Raw genomic sequence first — 25,248 nt, 5'->3', positions numbered from 1 at the left:
CTTAGCATGCAGCCTTCACCCACCCACCGCGCCAGCTTTTCGCTTGCCGACGAGACCTCGGCAAAGCGCGTCGTCGATCTGCTGACTGAGGTGTTTTTCGAGGGCGATGCGGCGGTCGCGGCGTTCGAGCGGCCGGACGGACGATGGGACGTCACACTGCATTTCGCCGACGCGCCGGATCAGGAATTGTTGCGCGAACTCGTTGCAACTTCAGCCGGAAATGAGATCGCCGCGACTCTCGTCTTCGATACGGTCGAAGCCAAGGACTGGGTCAAGGCGAGCCTTGAAGATCTCGTCCCGGTGCCGGCCGGACGCTTCGTCGTGCACGGCAGCCACGACCGCGACCGCGTCGCGCCGAACAAGCTCAAGATCGAGATCGAGGCGGCGCTCGCCTTCGGCACCGGCCACCACGGCACCACCCGCGGCTGTTTACTGTTGCTTGACCATGTCCTGAAGAGTTCCCGGCCGCGGAGCCTGCTCGACCTCGGCACCGGGACCGGCGTGCTCGCCATCGCAGCGGCGAAGGCGCTGCATCGCGCGGTACTGGCCTCCGACATCGACCCGCCCTCGGTGCGGGTGGCGGCCGAGAACGCGACGCTGAACGAAGTCGGCAATCAGGTCCGGGTGATCCGCGCGACCGGCTTTGCCGCACCCGATTTTGCCAGATCCGGCCCGTTCGACCTGGTGCTGGCCAACATCCTTGCCAATCCGTTAAGGCAATTGGCCGGCCCGATGGCGCGGCACCTCGCGCCCGGCGCCCGCGTCATCCTCTCCGGCCTGCTCACGCACCAGGCTCCCGCCGTGATCGCCGCCTACCGCGCGCGCGGCCTCGTGCCGCTCAGGCATCTGCGGATCGAGGGGTGGAGCAGTTTGTTGCTGCGGAAGGTGAGGTGACGGTGCACTCCCTCGCCCCGTTCTTACGGGGAGAGGGTTGGGGTGAGGGGCCGCTTCCGCAGAGATGGTGAGAGCTGGACTCGCGGAGAGTCCCCCTCACCCGATCGCTTCGCGATCGACCTCTCCCCGCAAGCGGGGCGAGGTAAGCAATGCCGCTACTCCGCCGGCTTCTCGTCCCGTTGCATCGCGCGCTTGCCCCGCAAGGCGCGCCTGGCGCGGCGCTCGGCGAAACGGAGGATCATCTGGCTGATGCGGCCGCGCGGCTTCTCAGGCTGTGGTGCGGCCGGGGCGCGGCGGGCCGGCGGCGTGATCTTCTCAAACGTGAACGCTGGCATCGTGTGTCCCCTCGCCGTTGAGATGAACCACTTGCTCGAATTTCCCTGTTATCCGGACGAAGCGCAACTGCTGCATCCTGTACTCCACTCAATTCGAATGGCAATTTTCAAGCACAGTCCATGCCAGATGCGCCGCAATTGCGTCCGGATTGCGGACCGATCCCCATGGTCCTAGATTGAGCCCATCATGTTCGAAGCGCACTTCCAGACATTCGAGGAGCCCGAGGCCGGCGTCGCATTGACGGCGCGCCTGGCCGCGCTCCGTGAAGAGCTCGCCCGCCGCAAGCTGGCCGGCTTCGTCGTTCCGCGGGCCGACCAGCAGCAGAACGAATATGTTCCCCCGTCGGAGGAGCGCCTCGCCTGGCTGACCGGCTTCACCGGCTCGGCGGGATTGGCGGTGGTGCTAACGCACGAAGCCGCCGTGTTCGTCGACGGCCGCTACACCATCCAGGCCGCCAAGCAGGTCGACGCCAAGGCCTGGGCGGTGGAGTCTCTGGTCGATCCGCCGCCGGAAAGCTGGGTGTCGGCGCATCTGAAGGCGGGCGATCGCCTAGGATTTGATCCGTGGCTGCACACTTCTTCGGCAGCCGAGCGTCTCGCGGCTGCCTGCGCCAAGGCCGGCGCCGAGCTGGTCGCCGTCGACAGCAATCCGGTCGATGCGATCTGGCAGGACCGGCCGCAGCCGCCGCTCGCCCCGGTCGCCGTCCACGGCCTGCAATATGCGGGGATCGCCGAGGCCGCGAAGATCGCGCAGATCAGGAGCGAGATCGGAAAGCTCGGCGTCGATGCGCTGGTGCTGTCCGACAGCCATGCCGTGGCCTGGACCTTCAACATCCGCGGCGCCGACGTTGCCCATACGCCGCTGCCGCTGTCCTATGCGCTGGTGCCGAAGGACGGCCGTCCCACCATCTTCATCGACCATCGCAAGCTCTCCAACCTGACGCGCGACCATCTCGAGCAGTCCGCCGACGTGCGCGACCCCGACGCGATGGCGCCGACGCTGATGGCGCTGGCGAAGAGCGGCGCGGCTATCGCGCTCGACAATGCCACCGCAGCCGACGCGCTGAGCCGGCTGATCGCGGGCGCCGGCGGCAAGCCGGTGCGCGGCAGCGATCCGATCGCACTGCTCAAGGCGGTCAAGAACGCGACCGAGATCACCGGCACGAAGACGGCCCATGTCCGCGACGCCGTGGCCCTGGCACGTTTCCTCGCATGGATCGACCGCGAGGCGGGAAGCGGCAAGCTCACCGAGATCGACGCGGTCGAGGCGCTCGAGACGTTCCGACGCGACACCGGCGCGCTCAAGGACGTCTCGTTCCCGACCATCTCCGGCACTGGCCCGAACGGCGCCATCGTGCATTACCGCGTCACCCGCAAGAGCAACCGGCGCATCGCGCCCGGCGATCTTCTGCTGATCGATTCCGGCGCGCAATATGAAGACGGCACCACCGACGTCACGCGCACCATGGCGGTGGGCGAGCCGACGGAAGAGATGCGCGACCGCTTCACCCGCGTGCTGCGCGGCCATATCGCGATCGCGCGCGCAGTGTTTCCCGACGGCACCACCGGCGCGCAGCTCGACACGCTGGCGCGGCAATATCTCTGGTCCGCCGGCGTCGATTTCGAGCACGGCACCGGCCACGGCGTCGGCAGCTATCTCAGTGTGCATGAAGGGCCGGCGCGCATCTCCAAGCTCGGCACCATGCCGCTGAAGCGCGGCATGATCCTCTCCAACGAGCCCGGCTACTACAAGACCGACGGCTTCGGCATCCGCATCGAGAACCTCGAGCTCGTCGTCGCCGCCGAGATCAAGGGCGCCGAGAAGCCGATGAACGCGTTCGAGACGCTGACGCTGGCGCCGATCGACCGGCGGCTGATCGATGTGGCGATGCTGAGCCGTGACGAGCTCGACTGGCTCAACGCCTATCATGCGCGCGTGCGGGCCGAGGTGCGGCCGGCGCTGGACGAGGCGACGAAGGCGTGGCTCGACCAGGCGACGGCCGAGCTGAAGGCGTAACGCGCGCCGGGGCACGTTGCATAGCTCTACGCGATTTGCGCAACGCTCCTCACTCCACCACAGCTGTCGTGCCCCGCGAAAGCGGAGCATCCAGTATTCCAGAGACGTCAAACGTATACGGTGAAGCCGCGGCGCACTGGATTCCCCGCTTTCGCGGGGAATGACACCTCATTTGTGGAACGAGACGTGCGCTCAATGGGTCGCCATCGCGCCGCTATTATAACCGTCCCGGAATCCGTATAGCCGCATTCCGAAACGCCGATATCCGTCTTGCGTGAGCGCGCTACAGTCGATTCGAATTCGAAAGACGGACATCTATGCACGGCATGATCAGCAGGCCGCCGGACGCGGCGACGAAGAACATCGCGACCTCGCGCGTGGTGTTGCTGCTGCTGGTCGTCATGACCGGGATCGCGCCGATCTCGCTCTACATCCTGGTTCCGGCACTGCCGGTGCTGGCGACGACGTTCGGGCGCGACATCTCGATCGCGCAGATGACGGTGTCGCTCTACATGGTCGGCATCGCGCTGTCGCAGCTCATCATGGGGCCGCTGTCCGACAAGTTTGGCCGGCGTCCGGTGCTGCTTGGAGGCCTCGCGCTGATGGTCGCAGCGAGCATCGCCTGCATCTTCGCCGAGACCCTGCCGCAACTGATCGCAGCGCGCTTCTTCCAGGCGCTGGGCGGCGCCTCCGGCATGTGATCAGCCGCGCCATCATCCGCGACATCTACGAGCGCGACCGCGTTGCCTCGATGATCAGCCTCGTGGTCGCGGCGCTGATGATCGGCCAGATGGTGTCGCCGCTCACCGGCGGCCTGATCGAGACCGCGTTCGGCTGGCGCGCCATCTTCTACGCCGTCACGATCGGCGCGATCGCGGTCGCCGTCGGCATCGCGATCGCATTGCCGGAGACGCGCCGCGACCGCGCAGTCGGCAGCGGCGGCTTTCGCAGCGACGTCGGCACCCTGATCAAGAGCCGCGCTTTCATCGGCTATGTGATGTGCCAGGTGCTGGCGTCGCAGATCATCTTCACCTTCGCCGGTGGCGGCCCCTATATCGTGGTCACGCAGATGGGCCGGACCAGCGCGGAATACGGCGCCTGGTTCGCGACCACAGGCTTTGCATATCTCGTCGGCAATTTGCTCTGCGTGCGCTTTGCGCCGCGACACTCGCTGGAGAAACTGATCTGGTTCGGTCTCGGCCTGCAGCTGTGCGGCAGCCTGCTGAACCTGCTGTGGAGTTTCACCGGTTGGAACGAGGCACCGGCCTGGCTATTCGGCACGCAGATGATCGTGATGGTCGGCAATGCCTTCGTGATGGCGAACTCCGCCGCCGGTGCCATCAGCATCCGCCCCGAGGCGGCCGGCACCGCATCGGGTGCGATGGGCTTCCTCCAGCAGGGCATCGGCGCGCTGATGTCGCAGTTCGGCGCCTATCTCGGCGGCCATTCCGCAACGACGCTGCCGCTGACCGCGGCAGTGCTGGCGATCTCGCTGCTCTGTGCCTGCATGATGATCTTCGTCGTCCCCCGCCGCGAATTGGTGGTGAGCGAGCAATTGATCGAGCAGGCCGAGGAGGAAGAGAGCGGGATGATGTAGCTGTCGCTGTGGGCGACGGCCGTCACGACACCGTCGGTGTCATCCCCCGCCACCGGGTCTCGCCTTCGGCGAGCCCGATGACAGGCTCAGGCGGGGGATCCAGTACGCCGCGGCGTCTCGGTTCGATCACAGCTGTCTCGGCGTACTGGATCGCCCGGTCATGCCGGGCGATGACGGCGGAGTGAGACGCGCGCTCGCCCCCTCACTCCCCGATCAGCTTCAGCCACTCGTCCTCGGTCAGCACCTTGACGCCGTGCTTGTTGGCCTCCGCGAGCTTCGAGCCGGCGCCGGGGCCGGCGACGACGAGATCGGTCTTCTTCGACACCGAGCCCGAGACCTTTGCGCCCAGGCGTTCCGCGGTCGCCTTGGCCTCGTCGCGCGTCATCTTCTCCAGCGAGCCGGTGAAGACCACCGTCTTGCCGGCCACCGCCGAGTTGCTCTTCGGCTTCTCGGCGTCGACGATCTCGACCTCTTTGGTCAGCCGCTCGACGATGCCGCGGTTGTGGCTTTCGCCGAAATAATCGGCGATGCTCTTGATCACGGTGTCGCCGATCTGGTCGAGCGCGTCCATGTCCGCCATCGCCTCCTCGTCGCCCTTGGCGACCTTGAGGCAGGCATCGTGGAAGGCATCCCAGGAGCCGTAGCCACGCGCCAGCGCCAGCGCGGTGGTCTCACCGACATGGCGCATGCCGAGCGCATAGACGAAACGCTCCAGCGCGATTTTGCGCCGGCTCTCGATCGCGCCGAACAGATTACGCACCGAGGTCGCGCCGTAGCCTTCGATGTCCTCGAGCTTCAGCTTGGAATTGCGCTTCTCCAGCGTGAAGATGTCGGCGGGCTCCTTCACCCATCCTTCATCGAAGAAATACTGGAGCTGCTTCTCGCCGAGACCATCGATGTCGAAGGCCCGGCGCGAGACGAACAGCTTGAGATGCTCGATCTTCTGATAGGGGCAGGCGAACTCGCCGGTGCAGCGCGCCCGCGAGCCTTCTTCGCCCGCCGCGGTCTCCTCGCGCGTGACGTCGGTGTGCAACGGACACGGGCACTTCTTGGGGAAGTGGAATTCCTTGGCGGTCTTGGGCCGCTTGTCGAGAACGACGTCGACCACCTGCGGAATGACGTCGCCGGCGCGCTGGATCACGACGGTGTCGCCGATCCGGATGTCGCGGCCCTCGCGCAGCACCTCGCCCTTGTTGCCGATGCCCTTGATGTAGTCCTCGTTGTGCAGCGTGACGTTCTGCACTATCACGCCGCCGACGCCGACCGGCTCGAGCTTGCCGACCGGCGTGAACGAGCCGGTGCGGCCGACCTGGATCTCGATGTCGCGCAGCACCGTCATGGCGCGCTCGGCCGGGAATTTGTGCGCGATGCCCCAGCGCGGCGTGCGCGAGACGAAGCCGAGGCGCTCCTGCCAGTCGATGCGATCGACCTTGTAGACGACGCCATCGATGTCGTAGTCGAGCCGCGCGCGCTGCTCCTCGATCGAATGATGGAAGGCGAGCAGCTCCTCGACCGAGTGACATAGCTTGGTCAACGGATTGGTCTTGAAACCGCAACGTTCGAACCAGCCGATCATGCCGCTCTGCGTACCCTCGGGCATCGCGCTCATCTCGCCCCAGGCATAGGCGAAGAAGCCGAGGGGGCGCGAGGCGGTGATGGTCGGGTCCTTCTGGCGCAGCGAGCCCGCGGCCGAATTGCGCGGATTGGCGAAGATGGTATCGCCGGCGGCCTTCTGCCGCTCGTTGAGCGCGAGGAAGGCCTTCTTGGTCATGTAGACCTCGCCGCGCACCTCGCAGATGTCGGGGACGTTGCGGCCCTTCAGCTTCTGCGGCACGTCTTCGAGGGTGCGGATGTTGGCGGTGACGTCCTCGCCTTCCGCGCCGTCGCCGCGCGTCGCCGCGGTGACGAGCTCGCCGCCCTCATAGCGCAGCGACATCGAGAGGCCGTCGATCTTCGGCTCGGCGGAGAAATCGACCTTGCCGTCGTCGAGCTTCAGGAAGCGCACGATGCGGCCGACGAAGTCGCGCACATCCTCTTCGGCAAAGGCGTTGTCGAGCGACAGCATGGGAAGGGAGTGACGCACCTTCCTGAAGCGCCCCGATGGCGCGGCGCCGACCTTCTGCGAGGGCGAGTCCGCGCTGACGAATTCCGGAAAGCGCTTCTCGATCGCGTTGAAGCGCTGGCGCAGCGCGTCGTATTCGGCGTCGGTGACGCTAGGCGCGTCCTCTTGATAATAGCGGCGGTCGTGCTCTTCGAGCTCGAGCGCGAGCCGCATGTGCTCGACCTTGGCCTGGGCCTTGGTGAGCTCGGTGACGTCGCGAAGCGGCCTTGCCTTGGATTTTGCTGCTCTTGCCATGGTGTCTGGATACGACGGAGCGGGCGGGAGGGTAAAGGCGGGGTGGCCGCTTTGTTCCCGGGATACTATGCAGCGACGTTAATGGTCCCGGCTCGCGCTGCGCGCGTCCGGACACGAGAATCAAGCCGTCGCCGCCTTGAGCAACCTCTCCGCGGCCGCCCTCGCCTCCGCCGTGATCTCGGCGCCGGCGAGCATGCGGGCGATCTCCTCGCGGCGGTGGTCGGCGGCGAGCGCATTGACGCGGGTGGCGACGCGCTTGCCCTTGTCGAGGGCGTCCTTGGAGATCAGCAGATGCTGGTCGGCGCGGGCGGCGACCTGGGGAGCGTGGGTCACGGCCATCACCTGCACCTTGCCGGCAAGGCGCGCGAGCCGCGCGCCGATGGCGTCCGCGACCGCACCGCCGACGCCGGTGTCGATTTCGTCGAACACGAGCGTCGGCGCCGAGCCGCGGTCGGACAGCACGACCTTGAGCGCCAAGAGGAAGCGCGACAGCTCGCCGCCGGAGGCGACCTTCATCAGCGGTCCCGGCCTCGTGCCCGGATTGGTCTGCACCCAGAACTCGACACGGTCGAAACCTTGCGGGCCCGGAGCTGCCTCGTCGGTCTCGACCTGGGTCATGAACTTGGCGCGCTCGAGCTTGAGCGGGGCGAGCTCGGCGTTGACGGCCTTGTTGAGCTTCTCCGCCGATTTCTGCCGCGCCAGCGACAGTTTTTTGGCGGCAGCCGCATAGCGCGAATCGGCCTCGATCGCGGCCTGCTCCAGCTTCTTGAGCTGCGAGGCGCCGGCATCGATCAGCACGACATCGGCGGCGTATTTGGCGGCCAGCGCGGCGAGGCCATCGACCGGCGTCGAATATTTGCGCGAGGCCGCGCGAAGTGCGAACAGCCGCTCCTCGATACGTTCGAGCTCGGCCGGATCGAAATCGGTTGCGGCAAGCGCAGCCTGGAGATGCTGATCGGCCTCCTCCAGCGCGTTGATCGCGATGTCGATCGCCCTTACGGCCGGCTCGACCAGGGCCGGCGAATTGACGCCGCGGCGCTCTAGCCGGCGCACGGCGGCCGACAGCGCCGCAACCGGCGAATGATTGCCGCCGACCGCCTCCTGCGCCTCGCGCAGATCGGAGGCGATCTTCTCGCCCTGCATCATGGTGGTGCGGCGCGAGGCCAGCGCGGTCTCCTCGCCGTCCTTGGGCGCGAGCTGCTTCAATTCGTCGGAGGCGTGGCGCAGATAATCGGCCTCGCGCGCGGCGCGCTCCATCCCGGTGCGGTGCTCTTCCAGCGCGGTGTTGGCGGTGCGGCGGGCGTCCCAGAGCGCTTCGACGGCGGAGACGTCCTTCTCGAGGCCCGCGAAGGCATCGAGCAGGCGGCGGTGGGTGGCGGCATCGACCAGCGCGCGCTCGTCGTGCTGGCCGTGGATCTCGACCAGGGCGGCGCCGACCGCCTTCAGCGTCTGCACGCTGATCGACTGGTCGTTGATGAAGGCGCGGGTGCGGCCGTCGGCGAGTTGAACCCGGCGAAGAATCATCTCGCCAGTGTCGTCCAGGCCGTTCTCGGCGAGGATGTTCGCCGCCGGATGATTCTTGGGGACATCGAACACGGCGGTGACCTGCCCCTGCTCCGCGCCGTGACGCACGAGGCCGGCGTCGCCGCGGCCGCCGAGCGCCAGCGCAAAGGCATCGAGCAGGATGGATTTGCCCGCACCGGTCTCGCCGGTCAAAACCGCAAGGCCGGTGGCGAATTCGATATCGAGCCGTTCGATCAGGACGATGTCACGGATCGACAGACGCGCCAGCATGGAACCAGATTTCCTAGCCGAGACCTACAGACCCATCTTCTTGAAGGTCCGGCTGATCCAGGACCCCTGATTCTCGCTCGGTTCGAGACCGCCCGATTTTACAAGATTATAGGCGTCCTTGTACCAGCGGCTGTCAGGAAAATTGTGGCCGAGCACGGCGGCCGCGGTCTGCGCCTCGCCGACGATGCCGATCGCCATATAGGCCTCGGTGAGCCGGAACAGCGCTTCCTCGACGTGGCGCGTGGTCTGGTACTGCGTCACGACGGCCTTGTAGCGGTTGATCGCCGCAGTGTAGTCGCGCTTCTGCGCGTAATAGCGGCCGACATTCATTTCCTTGCCGGCGAGCTGGTCGCGCGCACCCTCGATCTTGGCCTTGGCCGAGGTCGCATATTCCGAGTTCGGATATTTGCGCACCACCTCTTCGAGCGCGGCGATCGCCTTCTCGGTACGGCCCTGGTCGCGGCTGACGTCCGGAATCTGGTCGTAATGGGAGGCGGCGATCAGGTACTGCGCATAGGCCGCGTCCGGGCTGCCGGGATGCAGCGTGACGTAGCGGGTGGCGGCGCCGATGCAGCCGTCATAGTCGCCGCCCTGGTAGGAAGCGTAGGCCGACATCAGCAGCGATTTGCGGGCCCAGTCGGAATAAGGATGCTGGCGGTCGACCTCCTCGAACTTCTTGGTCGCCGCCTTCATGTCCTTCTTCTCGTTCATGAGGTACAGGCCCTCATTGTAGATCTTGTCGGCGGGCTCCTCGGTGAAAGTGTCGTCCTTGGCGGTGAACTTGTCCCAGAGCGCGCCGGTGCCGCAGCCGGCCAGCGGCAGCGCGAGCAGGATGAAGGTGGCGGCGTGAAGCAGCCCGCGGGCGCCAGACGAGAGGGAGAGATATCCGCGCGTCATACGCTGTGCCGACATGAATTTAAGACCTGACGCCCTGTGATGCGGTGCCCGCCAGCCCATGAACTCGGTCATGGGCGCGACATGTGACCGTGGTGCCTGCCATGCGACCACGCAGGAGTAACCGAAAAACGATCGCTAACTCACCCGATAGGCAGGCATTCCGCCCGGATTAAGGCGAAATTGCCGCAATGCTAGCGGATCATGGTTACCAGGAGTTTCCCGGGAAAAAGACCGCCGCGGATCCGCGGCAGCGGGTCTGTTCAGGACACGTCCGGCCCGTAGGCCGCAGCGACCCGGCCGCCGACGATGCCGCGGCCGACTTCGCCCATTGGACGCGTGGTGCGACGGACCGCCTCGCCCTCGACGACGCGCCAGGCCGTGCGGTCGGCGAGCAGCGCCGTCAGGACGGCATGGTTGAGCTTGTGGCCACCGCGAACCGAGCGATAGGCGCCGAGCAGTGGCAGGCCGGCCAGCGCGAGGTCGCCGATCACGTCCAGCACCTTGTGGCGGGCGCATTCGTCGGCGTAGCGCAGGCCCTCGGTGTTGAGCAGCCGCTCGTCGTCGAACACGACGGTGTTGTCGAAGGAGGCGCCGAGCGCGTAACCCGCGCTCCAGAGACGGGCGACATCGCACATCAAGCCGAAGGTCCGGGCGCGGCCGACTTCGCGGCGGAAGCGTTCCGGGCTGAGCTCGAAGGAATAGCTCTGCTGGCCGATGACGGCATTGGTGAAGTCAATCTCGACCTCGGCGCGGAACCCGTTGGCATAGGGCCGGATCTCGCCGAAGGTGTCGCCGATCTTGACCGAGATCGGCTTCAAAACCTGGATGAAGCGGCGCTGCGCCGACTGGGTGACGATGCCGGCCTGGTCGATCGCCGCAATGAAGGCCGCGGCACTGCCGTCCATGATCGGCACTTCCGGCCCGTCGATCTCGATGGTGGCGTTGTCGACGCCCATGCCCCGCAGTGCAGCAAGCACATGCTCCGCGGTGGAGACCAAAGGACCGCTGCGATCGCCGAGGACGGTGGCGAAATCGGTGGCGATCACCTGGTCGGCAGTCGCCTGAACTTCGCGATCACTTCCCTCAAGGCCGGTGCGGACAAAAATAAACCCCGCGTCGACAGGCGCAGGCCCAAGCGTGAGGGTGACGGGAAGACCGGAGTGAACGCCGAGGCCTGCCACGGTGGCTTGCGCGCGAAGCGTTGTTTGCCGGCTAAATTTCATCAGGAATCCGCCCCACTACGACCCATTGCGACTTATACTAGACACGCTTGGCCGGCCACTGCCGACGGTTGCGAATCTCCGTATCCCCAAGTCACGGCAAACCATAGTTGCTGCCTCAAACAGCGCCAACTCACGCTTTTTTACCGATTGTTACCCCAAACCTGCCGTATTCGCGCCAAGGCTTAACCAAATTAGCCTTAGGTTTTGGGCCGTTATCGGCAGTTTTACTGAACCACCGAATACGTAATTAATGATTTAAAATCAGTTGTTTGGCTGAGCAATCCGGGCATTCATTGGACAAAAGGAAAGGTCCCGGCAAGCTTGTTGCCGGGACCTTTTTTCGTCGGCCTTATTGTAACAATCCTCAGGTCGCCTGACGCCGCAGGAAGGCTGGGATATCAAGATGGTCGTCACCCTGTGGCGCCGGCGCAACAGGCGCCGGGCGGCCATGCATGTCCAGACCCTGGGGCGCGGGACGGCGGGCATACTCTGATACCGGCTCGCTCGCCGCGATCTGCTGTGCCACGGTCTTCTGAGGACGGCGATCGGGCAGCGGCGGCATCGCGGGACCGGCGGTGCGGGCGGCGACCGGCGGCTCGCTCTCCTCGTCGCGGCGGCCGAGGCCGACATTGGCGAGGCGCTGCAGCAGCGACAGGCGGCTCTTCTGCGGGGTCTCTTCTTCGACCTCGCCACGGGCCTGGCGAAGCTCGGCCTGGGCCGGCATCGGCAGTTCCTCGAGACGCGGCATCCGCGGCGCACGGACCGGCGGGCGCTCGGCCTGCGGCGGGATGAAGTTTTCCGGCGTCATCGGCTCCTGCATTGCGATCGGGGCCTGCTCAGGCTCCGGGAACAGGGTCGGCTTCTGCGCGATCGGGCGCACGGTGACGTCGCCATAGGTCTGCGGCGCCGGCGCATGCGGCACGTCGGAGACGGCAGCGGCGATGGCGGCGAGCGCGGCGCGCTCGACGTTCGCACGCGGCGCCGCCGGAGAGGCGGCGATCGGAGCCGACGCAGCGGTCGGGATCTGCGATTCCAGCTTCTGGGCCCGTTCGGCCAGGCGCTGGTTGTCGGCACGGAGCCGCGCGGTCAGGTCGGCGAGACGGCTCTCGGCAACGGCGGCCGGAGCGGCAGGGGCCTGCTGCACCTGCGGCGCGGCGTTCGCGACGGGAGCGGAGGTCGCCTGGCTGTTGCGGGCGATCGCCGCCTGCTCGATGCCGGTGGCGACGACCGAGACGCGGATCAGGCCGTCGAGCGCTTCATCGAAGGTCGCGCCGACGATGATGTTGGCGTCCTGGTCGACTTCCTCGCGGATGCGGGTTGCGGCTTCGTCCACCTCGAACAGCGTGAGATCCTTGCCGCCGGTGATGGAGATGAGAAGGCCCTTGGCGCCCTTCATCGATGAGTCGTCGATCAGCGGGTTGGCGATCGCGGCTTCAGCGGCGGTCAGCGCACGCTTGTCGCCGGAGGCCTCGCCCGTGCCCATCATCGCCTTACCCATTTCCCTCATCACCGCTCTCACGTCGGCGAAGTCGAGATTGATCAGGCCTTCCTTGACCATCAGGTCGGTGATGCAGGCAACGCCCGAATAGAGCACCTGGTCGGCCATCGCGAAGGCGTCGGCGAAGGTGGTCTTCTCGTTGGCGACCCGGAACAGGTTCTGGTTCGGGATGATCAGGAGCGTATCGACGACCTTGTGCAGCTCGTTGATGCCGGCTTCGGCGGTGCGCATGCGGCGGCCGCCCTCGAAGTGGAACGGCTTGGTCACGACGCCGACGGTGAGGATGCCCATGTCGCGCGCGGTCTTGGCGATGACGGGAGCTGCACCCGTGCCGGTGCCGCCGCCCATGCCGGCGGTGACGAACACCATGTTGGCGCCCGAGAGATGGTCGCGCAGCTCGTCGATCACCTCTTCCGCGGCGGCAGCGCCGACGTTCGGCTGCGAGCCTGCGCCGAGCCCTTGCGTGACCGCGGTGCCCATCTGCACGATGCGCTGCGCCTTCGACATCGTCAGCGCCTGCGCGTCGGTGTTGGCGACGACGAAGTCGACGCCTTGCAGGCCCGCCGTGATCATGTTGTTGACGGCGTTGCCACCGGCGCCACCGACGCCGAACACGGTGATCCGGGGCTTCAGTTCGTGAATATCAGGAACATTGATGCTGATGGTCATGGTTGCCTCTCGATCACGCGCGCGTGGGTTCGCCCCGGCCGGTGGCCGCGGGAGTTGGTGAAAATCGGGAATTGCGGAAATGAGTCATCAAAAGCCCTCGCGTAGCCATCGTCCGACCTTTCCGAAATAACCGCCGGTCCCTGTCTTGACCTGCTGCCGCGTATGCCGCGGTTCGACATGTTCGAGGTGAACATATTGCGGGTAGACGAGAAGTCCGGCCGGCACCGCGAACGCGGCGTTCTTCGCCTCGTTGGGCAGCCGGCCGAAACCGAGCGGACGACCGACCCGCACGGGCCGGCCGAGAATCTGAGTGCCGAGTTCGACGAGGCCGGTGAGCTGCGAGGCGCCGCCCGAGAGCACGACGCGGCCGTTGGGCTCTGAGGCGAAGGGCGAATCCTTCAGCTTGTCCCGAACCATTTCGAAGACTTCCTCGGCACGGTGCTTGACGATGTTGGCGATGGTGGCGCGAGAGACGATCTGCGGCAGATCCTGCTCGTCACCGGCTGTCGGTACAGACATCAGCTCACGCGAGTCCGATCCGCCGGTGATGACGGTGCCGTATAACGTCTTGATTCGCTCGGCATCGGCAATGGTCGCGGAGAGTCCGCGGGCGAGATCCATCGTGATGTGTTGCCCGCCAACCGCAAAACCGGCCGCATGCACGAAACGTCCGCCGGAATAGACCGCGATCGTGGTGGTGCCCGCACCCATCTCGACCACGGCGGCGCCGAGATCGGCTTCGTCGTCGGTCAGCACGGAAAGACCGGCCACATAGGGGCTCGCCGCCATGGCTTCGACGTTGATGTGGCAGCGCTCCACCGCCAGCATCAGGTTGCGCGCCACGGTGGCGTCGCAGGTGACGACATTCATGTCGACGCCGAACTGGTGCGCGACCATGCCGCGGGGATCGCGGATGCCCTTGACGCCGTCGAGCGTGTAGCCGACCGGCAGCGCGTGCAACACGGTGCGGCCTTCGCCGGTGGCGTGGCGCATGCCCGTAGAGGTCACGCGGCTGACATCGGCCGGCGTCACTGCGCCGCCACGGATGTCGGCGGCGGCTTCGACCAGCTGGCCTGAAAGCCGGCCGCCGGAGACCGACAGCAGCACGGAATCGACCCGCACCTTGGCCATTTTCTCGGCGAGGCCGACGGCCTGGCGCACCGCCTGCTCGCATTCGCCGAGATCGATCACCGCGCCGGCCTTCATGCCGCGCGACTGGATCTGGCTGTATCCGACCAGCTCCACCGCATGGGTGCGGCCGCGCAAGGCGTCGCTCGGGGGCGACGGCTTCAGCCGCGCGATCATGCAGGCGATCTTGCTGGTGCCGATGTCGAGGCAGGCGACGAGGCCGCCGCGCTTGTGCGGCATCGGGCGCGTCTTCGGGGTCTGGTTGCGATCAAGACCGGTCATGCGGCGTCCCCGGCCTTTTTCTTCTTCTTGTCCTTGAACTGCTCCTCGCGCGCCTTGGCGGCGTCGTCGGACAGCTGCACCACCAGGCGATCGGGCAGGCGCAGGTCGACGGCGACGATGTCGCGGGAGAACAGCCTGTCCTCCTTGTCGAGCCGGGACAGCATCGCCAGCGCATTGCCGACGTCCTGCTCGGGCAGGCGGATGTCGAGGCCGTCCTTGAGCCTCAAATTCCAGCGTCGCTCGCCGACATAGATCGCGGCCTTGGTCACCGAATTGATCTGCGGATAGCGCGCCAGCAGCGCCAGGAAATCGCGCGCCTGGGTGTCGGCGCCCTTGCCGACCACGAGCGGCAGCGCCAGGAAGCGGCGCGAGACATAGGGTTCGAGCACGGCGCCGTCGTCGGCGATCACGGAAAGCCGGCCGGCCTCCTGCCACAGCGCGAACGCCTGGCGCTCGGTGATGTCGATCATCAGCCGGCCCGGATAGAGCTTCAGCACGGTCGCATCCGCGATCCAGGGATTGGCCTTGAGCTTGTCGCGCACCGCGTCGGCGTCGAGGAACAGCAGCGAGGAGCGACCGCTGACGCCGCCGATCGCGAGGATCTCGTCCTGGGTGAGCTGCTTGCGGCCGTTGATCGCGACCGAGGTGATGCGGAAGCCGGCGGAATTGGCCAGCGCGTTGCGGGCATCGCTGACCGCGGTGATGAAATCCTGGAGATGGCCGCCCTTGACGATGCCGAAGCCGCAGCTTCCGAGCAGCAGCACCACGGTCATGGTGAGCCCGACCCGGCGCGGCAGATAGCGCTCGACCAGCGCGACCACGCGCGGCGGCGGCTCGCGCTCGACGACCGGCTTCAACTTCGCCTTGGCCTTGGCCTTGTCCTGGGCGGCAGCGCGCGCCTCGGCCCGCTTGTCCTGCACCCACTCGCGCAGAAGCACGACCGCTCCGACAGCGGCCGCCTTCAGGTCAGCTTGGGGCCTCAGCGATCTGAAAAGCGACCGGGTGAGGCTTCCTGCACCATCCATTGCACGAGCTCGTCAACAGTTAGCCCGCAACATCGCGCGGGTCCTGGCGAACATGACGTCTCGGACTTGCCGGGCCGGGTGCTGGTCTTCAGCAGAAGAAACCTCTCCCGTTCAAAGCGTTCGCTGGAGGTGACATCACCAGGACAGCTCACGCGCCGGCAGCCAAAACGCCATATGCGCCGCCAGCGTTAACCTTCGGCTGTCCTGGTAAACAAAAGGTAAACTTCGTTAACGCGGAATGCTTTTTGCCCCGTGATGTGAGGCATTTATGCCGCGATGTCCGGCATTTTACCGGATTTGGACCCCAAACCGGGCCATTTCGGCCGTTTGGCCGTTAACCAGTCCTAATTATTTTCGCACACCCCGCCCGGCGAGCTCGACCAGGCCGCGCAGGAAGTCGACGAACGCGATGCCTTCGGCTTTCAGCGCCTTGGGGTAGAGCGAGGACTTGGTCAGCCCGGGCAGCGTGTTGGTTTCGAGATAGACGAGGCCCTTCTCCGAGACGATGAAGTCCGAGCGGGAGTAGCCGGTGCAGGACATCGCCCGGTGCGCCAGCATCGCCTGCTCCTTCAGCGCGGCGGTGATCTCGGGTGCAAACCGGCCCGGGCAGATCTCCTGGGTCGACTTCAAAAGATATTTTGCCGCGTAATCGAAATTGCCCTCACCCGGGATGATCTCGATCGGCGGCAGCGAGATGATCGAGCCGTCGGGGCGCTCGAGCACGCCGCAGGTCGCCTCGACGCCGGCGATGTAGGGCTCGATCACATACTCTTCGTGCTTGGCGGCATTGCGGACCGCGACGAGGTCCTGCTTGGCGTTGACGAAGATCAGGCCGTAGCTCGAACCGTCGCGCGCCGGCTTGGCGATCAGCCGGCCATATTCGGCGAAGGCCTCTTCGATGGCCTCGAGCGCAATGTTGGCCGGCGGCGTCACGCCGCCGAGCGCGGCGAAATGCTTGGCTGCAATCTTGTCGAAGGCGAGATGCGAGGATGCCGAGCCCGAGCCGGTGAAGGGCACGCCGCGCGCCTCGCACATCACCTGCAATTCGCCGTTCTCCGCGCGCCCGCCATGCAGGCCGAGCACCAGCACGCGGCCTTCCGCCTTGGCCTGGTCGAGCGCCTGCGCCAGCGGAATGCCCCGCGTGCCGGGCGTGAACTCGTCCTCGAACGGGCGGGCATGCTCGAGCAGCTGCTTGGACTGCACCACATGCACCTTGTCCTCGATGTCCCACCACCAGAGATCGGCCTCGGGCAGCGCCTGGTGCAGCGCCTGGGCCGAGGCGACCGAAACCAGACGCTCGCGGTTGGAGCCGCCGAAGAGGATGGTGATGCGCATGTTCTCAGTTACCTATCTGCTCCGTCATTCCGGGATGCGCCGCAAGGCGCAGGCCCGGAATCCATAACCACGATCGTGAGTATGGATTCCGGGCTCTCGCTTCGCGAGCCCCGGAATGACGATGATCATGAAACCCCGATCCGCTTGATTTCCCAGTGTAGCTCAATTCCGGAATTCGCCTTCACGCGTTCGCGCACGGTCTCGCCCAGCGTCTCGATGTCGTGCGCGGTGGCATCGCCGGTGTTGATCAGGAAATTGCAGTGCATCTCCGAGACCTGCGCGCCGCCGACGCGCAAGCCGCGGCAGCCGGCGGCGTCCACCAGCTTCCAGGCGGAATGGCCGGGCGGATTCTTGAAGGTCGAGCCGCCGGTCTTCTCGCGGATCGGCTGCGCGGCCTCACGGTGGTTTTGCACCTCCGCCATGCGGGCGCGGATCGCCTCGGCATCCTTGATCTCGCCCTGGAAGCGCGCGGAGGTGAAGATGATGGAGGGATCGACGCCGCTGTTGCGGTAGACGAACTTCATGTCCGCGTTGGAGAAGACGTGCTTGGTGCCGTCGCGCCCGACGCCTCGCGCCTCGATCAGCACGTCCTTGGTCTCGCCGCCATTGGCACCCGCATTCATCCGCAGCGCGCCGCCGATGGTACCGGGAATGCCGAAGTAGAATTCGAGCCCGCCGATATTGGCGCTTGCCGCAACTTCCGCCACGCGCTTGTCGAGCGCCGCAGCGCCCGCGGTGACGATATCGCCGTCGGCGGTCGCCTCGCCAAAGGCACGCGGCGCGAGACGGATCACCACGCCGGCAATGCCGCCGTCACGCACGATCAGGTTCGAGCCGACGCCGACGACGTAGACGGGGATGTCAGATGCGAGACGCGCGAGGAAATATGCGAGATCGTCCTCGTCCGCCGGCGTGAACAGCACCTGCGCCGGACCGCCGACGCGAAACCAGGTGAGCTCGGCGAGCGACTGGTTGGCGAGCAGCCGGCCGCGGAGGTCCGGCATCGCGGCTTTGAGTGAAGGGCTGATGTCGAGGAAGCTCATGGCGTGCTGACCGACGTGCGAGCTGCGTTGAGACTGCCTCGCGCAACATTATCCGTCAGCGCCCGCAGCTTACCCCTCTCCCCAACCCTCCCCCGCAAGGGGGGAGGGAGCCCGATCAGCGTGCTCACCTCACCAAGCGTCACAGCTCCGCTCTGATCGTTTGCGCGAGTCGGGGAGGCACCGGCGGATGGGTTCCCTCCCCCCTTGCGGATGAGGGTTAGGGAGAGGGGTGGCCACACGGGCGGTGATCGACGATGACTCGACATCCGCACCCTACCCCAGCGCCTTCAATTGATCCGGCAGGGCATAGGCCCATTGCGTGATGTTGCCGGCGCCCAGGCACACGACGAGATCGCCCGACTTCGCCAATCCCTTGACGATACCCGCGAGTTCCGACGCTGCCGGCAGGGGCACCACCTCGCGGTGCCCATGCGCGCGCAGGCCCGCGACGAAATGATCGCGATCGACGCCCTCGATCGGCGCCTCGCCCGCGGCATAGACATCGGCGACGACCACGGCGTCCGCATCGTTGAAGCAGGTGCAGAATTCCTCGAACAGCGATTGCAGGCGGGTGTAGCGATGCGGCTGCACGACCGCGACGATCTTGCCGTTGGTGGATTCCCGCGCCGCCTTCAGCACGGCCGCGATCTCGACGGGATGATGACCGTAATCGTCGATCACGGTGACGCCGTTCCACTCGCCTGTCTTGGTGAAGCGGCGCTTGACGCCGCCGAAGCCGGCGATTGCCTTCCGGATCGCATCATCGGAGACACCGAGCTCGCGCGCGACCGCAATCGCAGCCGTGGCGTTGGAGGCATTGTGTCGGCCCGGCATCGGCAGCATGAGATCGGCGATCTCATGCACCGCCCCTGTCTTGCGATCACGGAACGCGACCTTGAATTTCGATCCGCCGCCCATCGGCGTCAGGTCGAGCAGCCGCGCGTCAGCCTGCGGATTCTCGCCATAGGTGACGATGCGACGATCCTCGATCTTGCCGACGAGCGTCTGCACCACGGGATGATCGATGCACATCACGGCGAAGCCGTAGAACGGCAGGTTCTCAACGAAGTTTCGGAACGCGTCCTGCACGGCGTCGAAGGTCTTGAAGTGATCGAGATGCTCGGGGTCGACATTGGTGACGATCGCCACGTCTGTCGGCAGCTTCAGGAACGTGCCGTCGCTCTCGTCAGCCTCCACCACCATCCAGTCGCCGGCGCCGAGACGCGCGTTGGAGCCGTAGGCGTTGATGATGCCGCCGTTGATCACGGTGGGATCGAGCCCGCCGGCATCGAGCAGCGTTGCGACCATCGTGGTCGTCGTGGTCTTGCCGTGGGTGCCGGCGATCGCGACGCAGCTCTTCAGCCGCATCAGCTCGGCCAGCATCTCGGCACGGCGCACCACGGGAATGCGCCGCTCGCGCGCCGCCATCAGTTCCGGATTGTCGCGCTTGATCGCGGTGGAGACGACGACGACCTCGGCGCCATCGACATTCTCGGCCTTGTGGCCGACCGAGACCTTTGCGCCCTTCTTGCGCAGGCGATCGAGATTGTAATTGTCGGAGGCGTCCGAACCCTGGACGGTATAACCGAGATTGACCAGCACCTCGGCAATGCCGCTCATGCCGATCCCGCCGATCCCGACGAAGTGGATGGGTCCGATCTCGCGCGGCAGTCTCATATGGTTTCCTTGGGGTCATCGTCCGCGAAGGCGGACGATCCAGTATTCCGCGACGCCAGAGATTCAAATCAGCTGCGTCGTATACTGGATGCCCCGCTTTCGCGGGGCATGACAAGGGGCTTTTTTGGCCATTCCGGGGCGGAACAGGCGTCAGATTCCAGCGACTTTGACCACCAGATCGGCCAGCCGCTCGGCCGCATCGAGCCGGCCCGCCCCTTTCGCCGCGGCGGCCATGACGGCAAGGCGCGCGGGCTCGGCGGCGAAGGCGGAGATCTCGGAGGCGAGACGGTCCGAGGTGAACTCGGTCTGGGGGATGCGGATCGCGCCGTCGACCTTGGCCAGCACGCCGGCATTGGCGAACTGGTCCTGGTCGATCGAGCCCGGCAGCGGCACCAGGATCGAGGGCCGGCCGATCGCAGCAAGCTCGGCCACCGTGCCGGCGCCGGACCGCGACACCACGAGATGGTTGGATGCAAGCCGCGCCGGCAGATCGGTGAAGAACGGCGCGAGCTCCGCCTTGATCTTCAGCTTGTCGTAGACCGCGCGCACGCGGGTCATGTCCTCGTCGCGGACCTGCTGGGTCAGGATCAGCCGGCTCCACAATGACGACTCCAGCCGCTCGATTGCGCCCGGCACGATGTCGGCCATGATGCGCGCGCCCTGGCTGCCGCCGACGACGAGCAGCCGCAGCGGGCCGTTTGGTTCAGGCGCGACATACGGCACGGCGGCTGCGGCGAGGATCGCCGGCCGCATCGGCGTGCCGACCGTCGTGGTCTTGCCCGCCAGGGCCGGATCGCGATCGAGCACGCCGGGCAAGGACGTTGCGATGGCGCGGACACGACTCGACAGGAACCGGTTGGCGCGGCCGAGCACGGCGTTGGCGTCGTGGATGATGCCGGGCACGCCCGCGAGCTTCGCAGCGACCAGCGGCGGCAGCGTCGGATAGCCGCCGAAGCCGACGACGGCGACCGGCTTCAGCCGCTTGATCAGGCGATACGCGGACAGCGTCCCGGTGGCGAGGGTGAGGCCGGCATAAGCAAGCTGCAACGGATTGCGGCCGCGCGCGGTCTCGCTGGCCACGACGTCGATCATGTCCTTGCTGAACAGCCCGCTATAGCGCAGCGCGCGCTCGTCGGTGACGAGACGGACGCGAAAGCCGCGCCGGATCAACTCGACGCCGAGCGCCTCGGCCGGAAACAGATGGCCGCCGGTGCCGCCTGCGGCGAGAAGAATCAGGGGGGAGGTGTCCATGGCAAATAGTCTTACAAGGACTTTTTCGTCATTGCGAGCCAGCTACACGGTGCACGTGCCCCGGGCGCAGCGCAGCGCGCCGCATCTTGCGGCGTGGTGCGCTGCTGAACCGGGGCCCATGCTGCCACATTTCTGAGTCCCGGCTCTGCGCTCCGCTTCGCTGCGCTGGTCCGGGACACGATACCTGTTAGGCGTAGCTGCGCATCGCCTCGGCGCGGCCGCTGGCCTCGACCTCGGTGCGCGGGCGCAGCCGCGTCAGCGCGAGCATCATGCCGACGCCGTAGGCGAGCGACACGATCGAGGAACCGCCGTAGGAGATGAACGGCAGCGTCATGCCTTTGGCGGGGATGAGCTGGAGGTTCACCGACATGTTGATCGCCGCCTGCACGCCGAACAGGATCGCAAGGCCTGACGCGGCAAAGCGCGAGAACATGTCCTCATTGGCATAAGCGCGCGACAGCGTGCGGATGACCACGAAGGCGAACAGCGCCAGCATCGCAAGGCACAGGATGATGCCGAACTCTTCGGCGGCGACCGCGAACACGAAGTCGGTGTGGCTGTCCGGCAGGCTGCGTTTGGCAATGCCCTCGCCCGGTCCAAGGCCGAACCAGCCGCCATTGTAGAAGGCCTCCATGGCGGTATCGACCTGGAAGGTGTCGCCGGAGGCCGGGTTCATGAAGCGCTTGATGCGTCCTGCCACGTGCGGAACAAAGAGATAGGCGCTGAACAGGCCGGCGGCGGCGGCGCCCGCAAGGCCGAACACCCAGATCATGCGCATGCCCGCGATGAAGAACAGCGAGCCCCACACCATCAGGATCAGCATGGTCTGGCCGAAGTCCGGCTCCATCACCAGCAGCGACACCAGCATCAGCAGCAGCACCAGCGCCATCGAGGTCGCCGGCATCTCCGGACGCTTGGTCGATTCCGCGAACAGCCAGGCGGCGATGACGACGAAGGACGGCTTTGCGATCTCGGAGGCCTGGATGTTGACGCCGAGCAGCGTGATCCAGCGCCGCGAGCCCTTCACCTCGGGACCGATCGCGAGCGTCACCACGATCAGGATGATGCTGACGGTGAAGATGATCAGCGCCGAGCGGCGGATCGACCGCGGCGACAGGAAGGACACCCCGAGCAGCACCAGGCAGGACGGGAGGAGGAACATCACGTGGCGGCTGAAGAAATGGAACGGATCGAGCCCGATGCGGGTCGCAACCGGCGGGCTCGCCGCCAGCGACAGGATCACGCCGGTGAGCATCAAGGCCAGGATGGCGCCCATCAGCGGCTTGTCGACGGTCCACCACCACTCGGAAAAGGGGGTACGTTCTTCACGGGAGAGCATGGGCGGCCGCTTTCGGACAGAGGTCCGTCCATTGGTCGCCGAGGTTGGTTACCGCAGGGTTAAGGAAACGCGGAAGATTTGATTTGTAGGATGGGTAGAGCGAAGCGAAACCCATCAATTCCACAGGAGCGATGGGTTTCGCTTCGCTCTACCCATCCTACGCATCTCACACCACCGGCTTCACACCCGGCAGCGCCTGTACCAGCTCGCGGAACTTGGTGCCGCGGATTTCGAAGTTGCGGTACTGGTCGAAGGAGGCGCAAGCTGGCGACAGCAGCACGACTGCGTCCGTGAGGCCCGAAGCTTCCGCATCACGCGCGGCGTGCTCGACGGCGACATCGAGGGTCTGGCTGATCTCATGCGGGACGGAGCCGAGCGTTCCCGAAAACTCCTGCGCGGCCTCGCCGATCAGATAGGCTTTGCGGATGCGCGGGAAATATCCGGTCAGGCTCGTGATGCCGCCCGCCTTCGGCTTGCCGCCGGCGATCCAGAAGATGTCCGAAAAGGATGACAGCGCATGCGCTGTCGCGTCCGCGTTGGTGCCCTTGGAGTCGTTGACGAACAGCACGTTGCCGCGGCGGCCGACCTGCTCCATGCGGTGCGCAAGGCCGGGAAAGCTGCGCAGCCCGTTCTGCAGGACATCGAGGCTGATGCCCATCGCGAGCGCGGCAGCGGCCGCGCAGGCCGCGTTCTGCGCATTATGCTGGCCGCGCAGCGAGCCGATGCCGCCGAGCTTTGCGATCTCGCTGCGCGCGCCGCCGGCGGTGCGCACGATGGAGCCGTGCTCGACATGGATGCCGGAGGCGAGCGGATTCCTGACGGAGATGCGCACCACGTTCTTGCCGGCGCGGTCGAGCCGGTCGGCAATGTCGCGGCAATAGCCGTCATCGACGCCGACGATCGAGGTGCCATCCGCCTGCACACCGGCAACGAGACGCTCCTTCACCGCAGCGTAATGTTCGATGGTGCCATGACGGTCGATATGATCCTCGCTGACATTGAGCAGAATGCCGACGGAGGGATCGAGCGAAGGCGTGAGGTCGATCTGATAGGACGACATCTCGATGACGTGGACGCGGCCCATGCGCGGCGGCTCCAGCGACAGGATCGCGGTGCCGATATTGCCGCCCATCTGGGTGTCGTAGCCGGCGACCTTGGTCAGATGCGCGATCAGCGCGGTCGTGGTCGACTTGCCGTTGGTGCCGGTGATGGCGACGAACGGCGCGTTCGGCGCATGGCGGCGGCGCTCGCGGCAGAACAGCTCGATGTCGCCGATCACCTCGACGCCCGCCTCTTGCGCCTTCAGCACGCTCCAGTGCGGCACCGGATGAGTCAGCGGCACGCCGGGCGCGAGCACCAGCGCGGCGAAATTCGCCCAGGAGACGTTGCGCAGGTCAGCGGTGATGAAGCCGGCCTGCGCCGCCTTGGCGACATTCTCGGCATTGTCGTCGGCGGCGATCACCTCGGCGCCGCCCGCCTTCAAGGCGTGGCAGGAGGCGAGCCCCGAGCCGCCGAGGCCGAACACTGCGACCGTCTTGCCGGCGAAGGACGTGACGGGGATCATGACTAAGCCTCTGTCATTCCGGGGCGACGCGACAGCGTCGAACCCCATTGCGCAATTGCGCAATGTGGAATCTCGAGATTCCGGGTTCTCGCTTCGCGAGCCCCGGAATGACAGCAAGATTGAGTCACCGCGACCATCAACGCAGCTTCAGGGTCGACAGACCGGCGAGCGCCAGCATCACCGAGATGATCCAGAACCGGATCACGATCTGCGGCTCAGTCCAGCCGAGCTGCTCGAAATGGTGATGGATCGGCGCCATCCGGAAGATGCGTTTCCCGGTGAGCTTGAACGACACCACCTGCACGATGACGGAGACCGCCTCCAGCACGAACAGCCCGCCGATCACCGCGAGCACGATCTCGTGCTTCACCGCGACCGCGATGGCGCCCAGCATGCCGCCGAGCGCGAGCGAGCCGGTGTCGCCCATGAAGATCGAAGCTGGTGGGGCATTGAACCAGAGGAAGCCGAGCCCGGCGCCGAGCAGCGCGCCGCAGAGCACCGCGAGCTCGCCGGTGCCCGCGACATATTTGATCTGGAGATAGTCGGCGAACACGGCGTTGCCGGCGAGATAGGCGATCATCGCAAAGCTCGCGGTCGCGATCATCACGGGAACGATGGCGAGGCCGTCGAGACCGTCGGTGAGGTTCACCGCATTGCCGGCGCCGACGATGACGAAGGCGCCGAACACGACGAAGAACCAGCCGAAATGCAGCACGGTGTCCTTCAGGAACGGAATCGTCAGCGCGGTCGACGCGGGATCGCGGTTCAGCCGCACCAGGGCGTAGCAGGCGACCAGCGCGATCGCCGCCTCGATCAGCAGGCGCAGCTTGCCGCCGAACCCTGTCGTGGTCTGCTTGGTCACCTTGAGGTAGTCGTCATAGAAGCCGACGAAGCCGAAGCCGAGCGTCACGGCCAGCACGATCCAGACATAGGGGTTGAGCGGATTGGCCCACAGCACGGTGCCGACCGTGAGGCCGGACAGGATCATCAGCCCGCCCATGGTGGGCGTGCCCTTCTTGCTGAGATGCGATTGCGGGCCGTCGGTGCGGATCGGCTGGCCCTTGCCCTGGCGGATGCGCAAATGGTCGATGATCCAGGGCCCGAACAGGAACACGAACAGCGCGCCCGTGACGATGGCGCCGCCGGTGCGGAAGGTGATGTAACGGAAGACGTTCAGGACGGTACGCACCGCACCGAAGCTCGGAAATGTGTTGGAGAGCTCGATCAGCCAGTAAAACATTCAGACGGTCCTATGGGGCCTTTCGCACGCGGTCTTGACCTTTTTCTCGGCCCTTCACCTCGGCCTCACCGTGCCTCACGCGCA

The 25,248-nt window shown here is 66.1% G+C and carries 17 protein-coding genes and 1 pseudogene; 3 read left to right on the top strand and 15 right to left on the bottom strand.

Going from position 1 to position 25,248, the window contains the following annotated elements; all coding sequences use genetic code 11:
* Window positions 1–6: 6 nt before the first annotated feature.
* Window positions 7–894 (top strand): 50S ribosomal protein L11 methyltransferase, encoded by an 888-nt coding sequence (locus tag QA642_RS11185; protein WP_283084710.1) that lies wholly within the window; start codon window positions 7–9, stop codon window positions 892–894.
* Between the two features lie 155 nt (window positions 895–1,049).
* Here the strand turns inward: QA642_RS11185 and QA642_RS11180 are convergent, their stop codons facing one another.
* A complete protein-coding gene (locus tag QA642_RS11180) occupies window positions 1,050–1,229 on the bottom strand; it encodes a hypothetical protein (protein ID WP_283084709.1) in 180 nt (59 codons plus the stop codon).
* 187 nt (window positions 1,230–1,416) lie between these two features.
* Between QA642_RS11180 and QA642_RS11175 the strand changes: the two genes are divergently transcribed.
* Window positions 1,417–3,246 carry an aminopeptidase P family protein gene (locus tag QA642_RS11175; RefSeq protein WP_283084708.1) on the top strand — a complete coding sequence of 610 codons (1,830 nt, stop codon included), beginning with the start codon at window positions 1,417–1,419 and terminating at the stop codon, window positions 3,244–3,246.
* A gap of 317 nt (window positions 3,247–3,563) precedes the next feature.
* Window positions 3,564–4,843: pseudogene (locus QA642_RS11170) on the top strand (multidrug effflux MFS transporter).
* 202 nt (window positions 4,844–5,045) lie between these two features.
* On the opposite strand, the gene ligA reads toward QA642_RS11170, so the two are convergent.
* The 14 genes from ligA to mraY form a co-directional block, all read right to left on the bottom strand.
* Entirely contained in the window at window positions 5,046–7,199 is a 2,154-nt protein-coding gene (gene ligA / locus QA642_RS11165; protein ID WP_283084707.1) for an NAD-dependent DNA ligase LigA, read from the bottom strand.
* A 120-nt stretch (window positions 7,200–7,319) separates the two neighbouring features.
* Window positions 7,320–8,993 (bottom strand): DNA repair protein RecN, encoded by a 1,674-nt coding sequence (gene recN / locus QA642_RS11160; RefSeq protein ID WP_283084706.1) that lies wholly within the window; start codon window positions 8,991–8,993, stop codon window positions 7,320–7,322.
* Window positions 8,994–9,017: 24 nt separating this feature from the next.
* Window positions 9,018–9,905 (bottom strand): outer membrane protein assembly factor BamD, encoded by an 888-nt coding sequence (locus QA642_RS11155; RefSeq protein WP_283084705.1) that lies wholly within the window; start codon window positions 9,903–9,905, stop codon window positions 9,018–9,020.
* Window positions 9,906–10,150: 245 nt separating this feature from the next.
* Complete coding sequence (gene lpxC / locus QA642_RS11150; RefSeq protein ID WP_283084704.1) at window positions 10,151–11,113, bottom strand: UDP-3-O-acyl-N-acetylglucosamine deacetylase; 963 nt, start codon at window positions 11,111–11,113, stop codon at window positions 10,151–10,153.
* Window positions 11,114–11,477: 364 nt separating this feature from the next.
* A complete protein-coding gene (gene ftsZ / locus QA642_RS11145) occupies window positions 11,478–13,280 on the bottom strand; it encodes a cell division protein FtsZ (RefSeq protein WP_283084703.1) in 1,803 nt (600 codons plus the stop codon).
* Between the two features lie 87 nt (window positions 13,281–13,367).
* A complete protein-coding gene (gene ftsA / locus QA642_RS11140) occupies window positions 13,368–14,690 on the bottom strand; it encodes a cell division protein FtsA (protein ID WP_283084702.1) in 1,323 nt (440 codons plus the stop codon).
* Entirely contained in the window at window positions 14,687–15,715 is a 1,029-nt protein-coding gene (locus tag QA642_RS11135; RefSeq protein ID WP_283084701.1) for a cell division protein FtsQ/DivIB, read from the bottom strand. Before QA642_RS11135 ends, ftsA begins: the two co-directional genes overlap by 4 nt.
* Before the next feature lie 348 nt (window positions 15,716–16,063).
* Complete coding sequence (locus tag QA642_RS11130; RefSeq protein WP_283084700.1) at window positions 16,064–17,050, bottom strand: D-alanine--D-alanine ligase; 987 nt, start codon at window positions 17,048–17,050, stop codon at window positions 16,064–16,066.
* Window positions 17,051–17,175: 125 nt separating this feature from the next.
* Window positions 17,176–18,093, bottom strand: a complete 918-nt coding sequence (gene murB / locus QA642_RS11125; RefSeq protein ID WP_283084699.1) for a UDP-N-acetylmuramate dehydrogenase — start codon at window positions 18,091–18,093, stop codon at window positions 17,176–17,178.
* Between the two features lie 273 nt (window positions 18,094–18,366).
* On the bottom strand, window positions 18,367–19,770 hold the full coding sequence (gene murC, locus QA642_RS11120; RefSeq protein ID WP_283084698.1) for a UDP-N-acetylmuramate--L-alanine ligase: 1,404 nt from the start codon (window positions 19,768–19,770) through the stop codon (window positions 18,367–18,369).
* 150 nt (window positions 19,771–19,920) lie between these two features.
* Entirely contained in the window at window positions 19,921–21,021 is a 1,101-nt protein-coding gene (murG, locus tag QA642_RS11115) for an undecaprenyldiphospho-muramoylpentapeptide beta-N-acetylglucosaminyltransferase (RefSeq protein ID WP_283084697.1), read from the bottom strand.
* 187 nt (window positions 21,022–21,208) lie between these two features.
* Window positions 21,209–22,360 (bottom strand): putative lipid II flippase FtsW, encoded by a 1,152-nt coding sequence (ftsW, locus tag QA642_RS11110; protein ID WP_283084696.1) that lies wholly within the window; start codon window positions 22,358–22,360, stop codon window positions 21,209–21,211.
* 166 nt (window positions 22,361–22,526) lie between these two features.
* The gene (gene murD, locus QA642_RS11105; RefSeq protein WP_283084695.1) at window positions 22,527–23,924 is read right to left on the bottom strand and encodes a UDP-N-acetylmuramoyl-L-alanine--D-glutamate ligase; all 1,398 of its coding nucleotides are present in this window, start codon (window positions 23,922–23,924) and stop codon (window positions 22,527–22,529) included.
* Window positions 23,925–24,060: 136 nt separating this feature from the next.
* Complete coding sequence (mraY, locus tag QA642_RS11100; RefSeq protein ID WP_027560632.1) at window positions 24,061–25,164, bottom strand: phospho-N-acetylmuramoyl-pentapeptide-transferase; 1,104 nt, start codon at window positions 25,162–25,164, stop codon at window positions 24,061–24,063.
* Between the last annotated feature and the right edge of the window lie 84 nt (window positions 25,165–25,248).

Origin of the sequence: Bradyrhizobium sp. CB2312, from assembly GCF_029714425.1 — a bacterium.
Taxonomy (GTDB): Bacteria; Pseudomonadota; Alphaproteobacteria; order Rhizobiales; family Xanthobacteraceae; genus Bradyrhizobium.
Note: the sequence above shows the minus strand (reverse complement) of the source record. Positions and strands in the feature narration are given on the sequence as shown.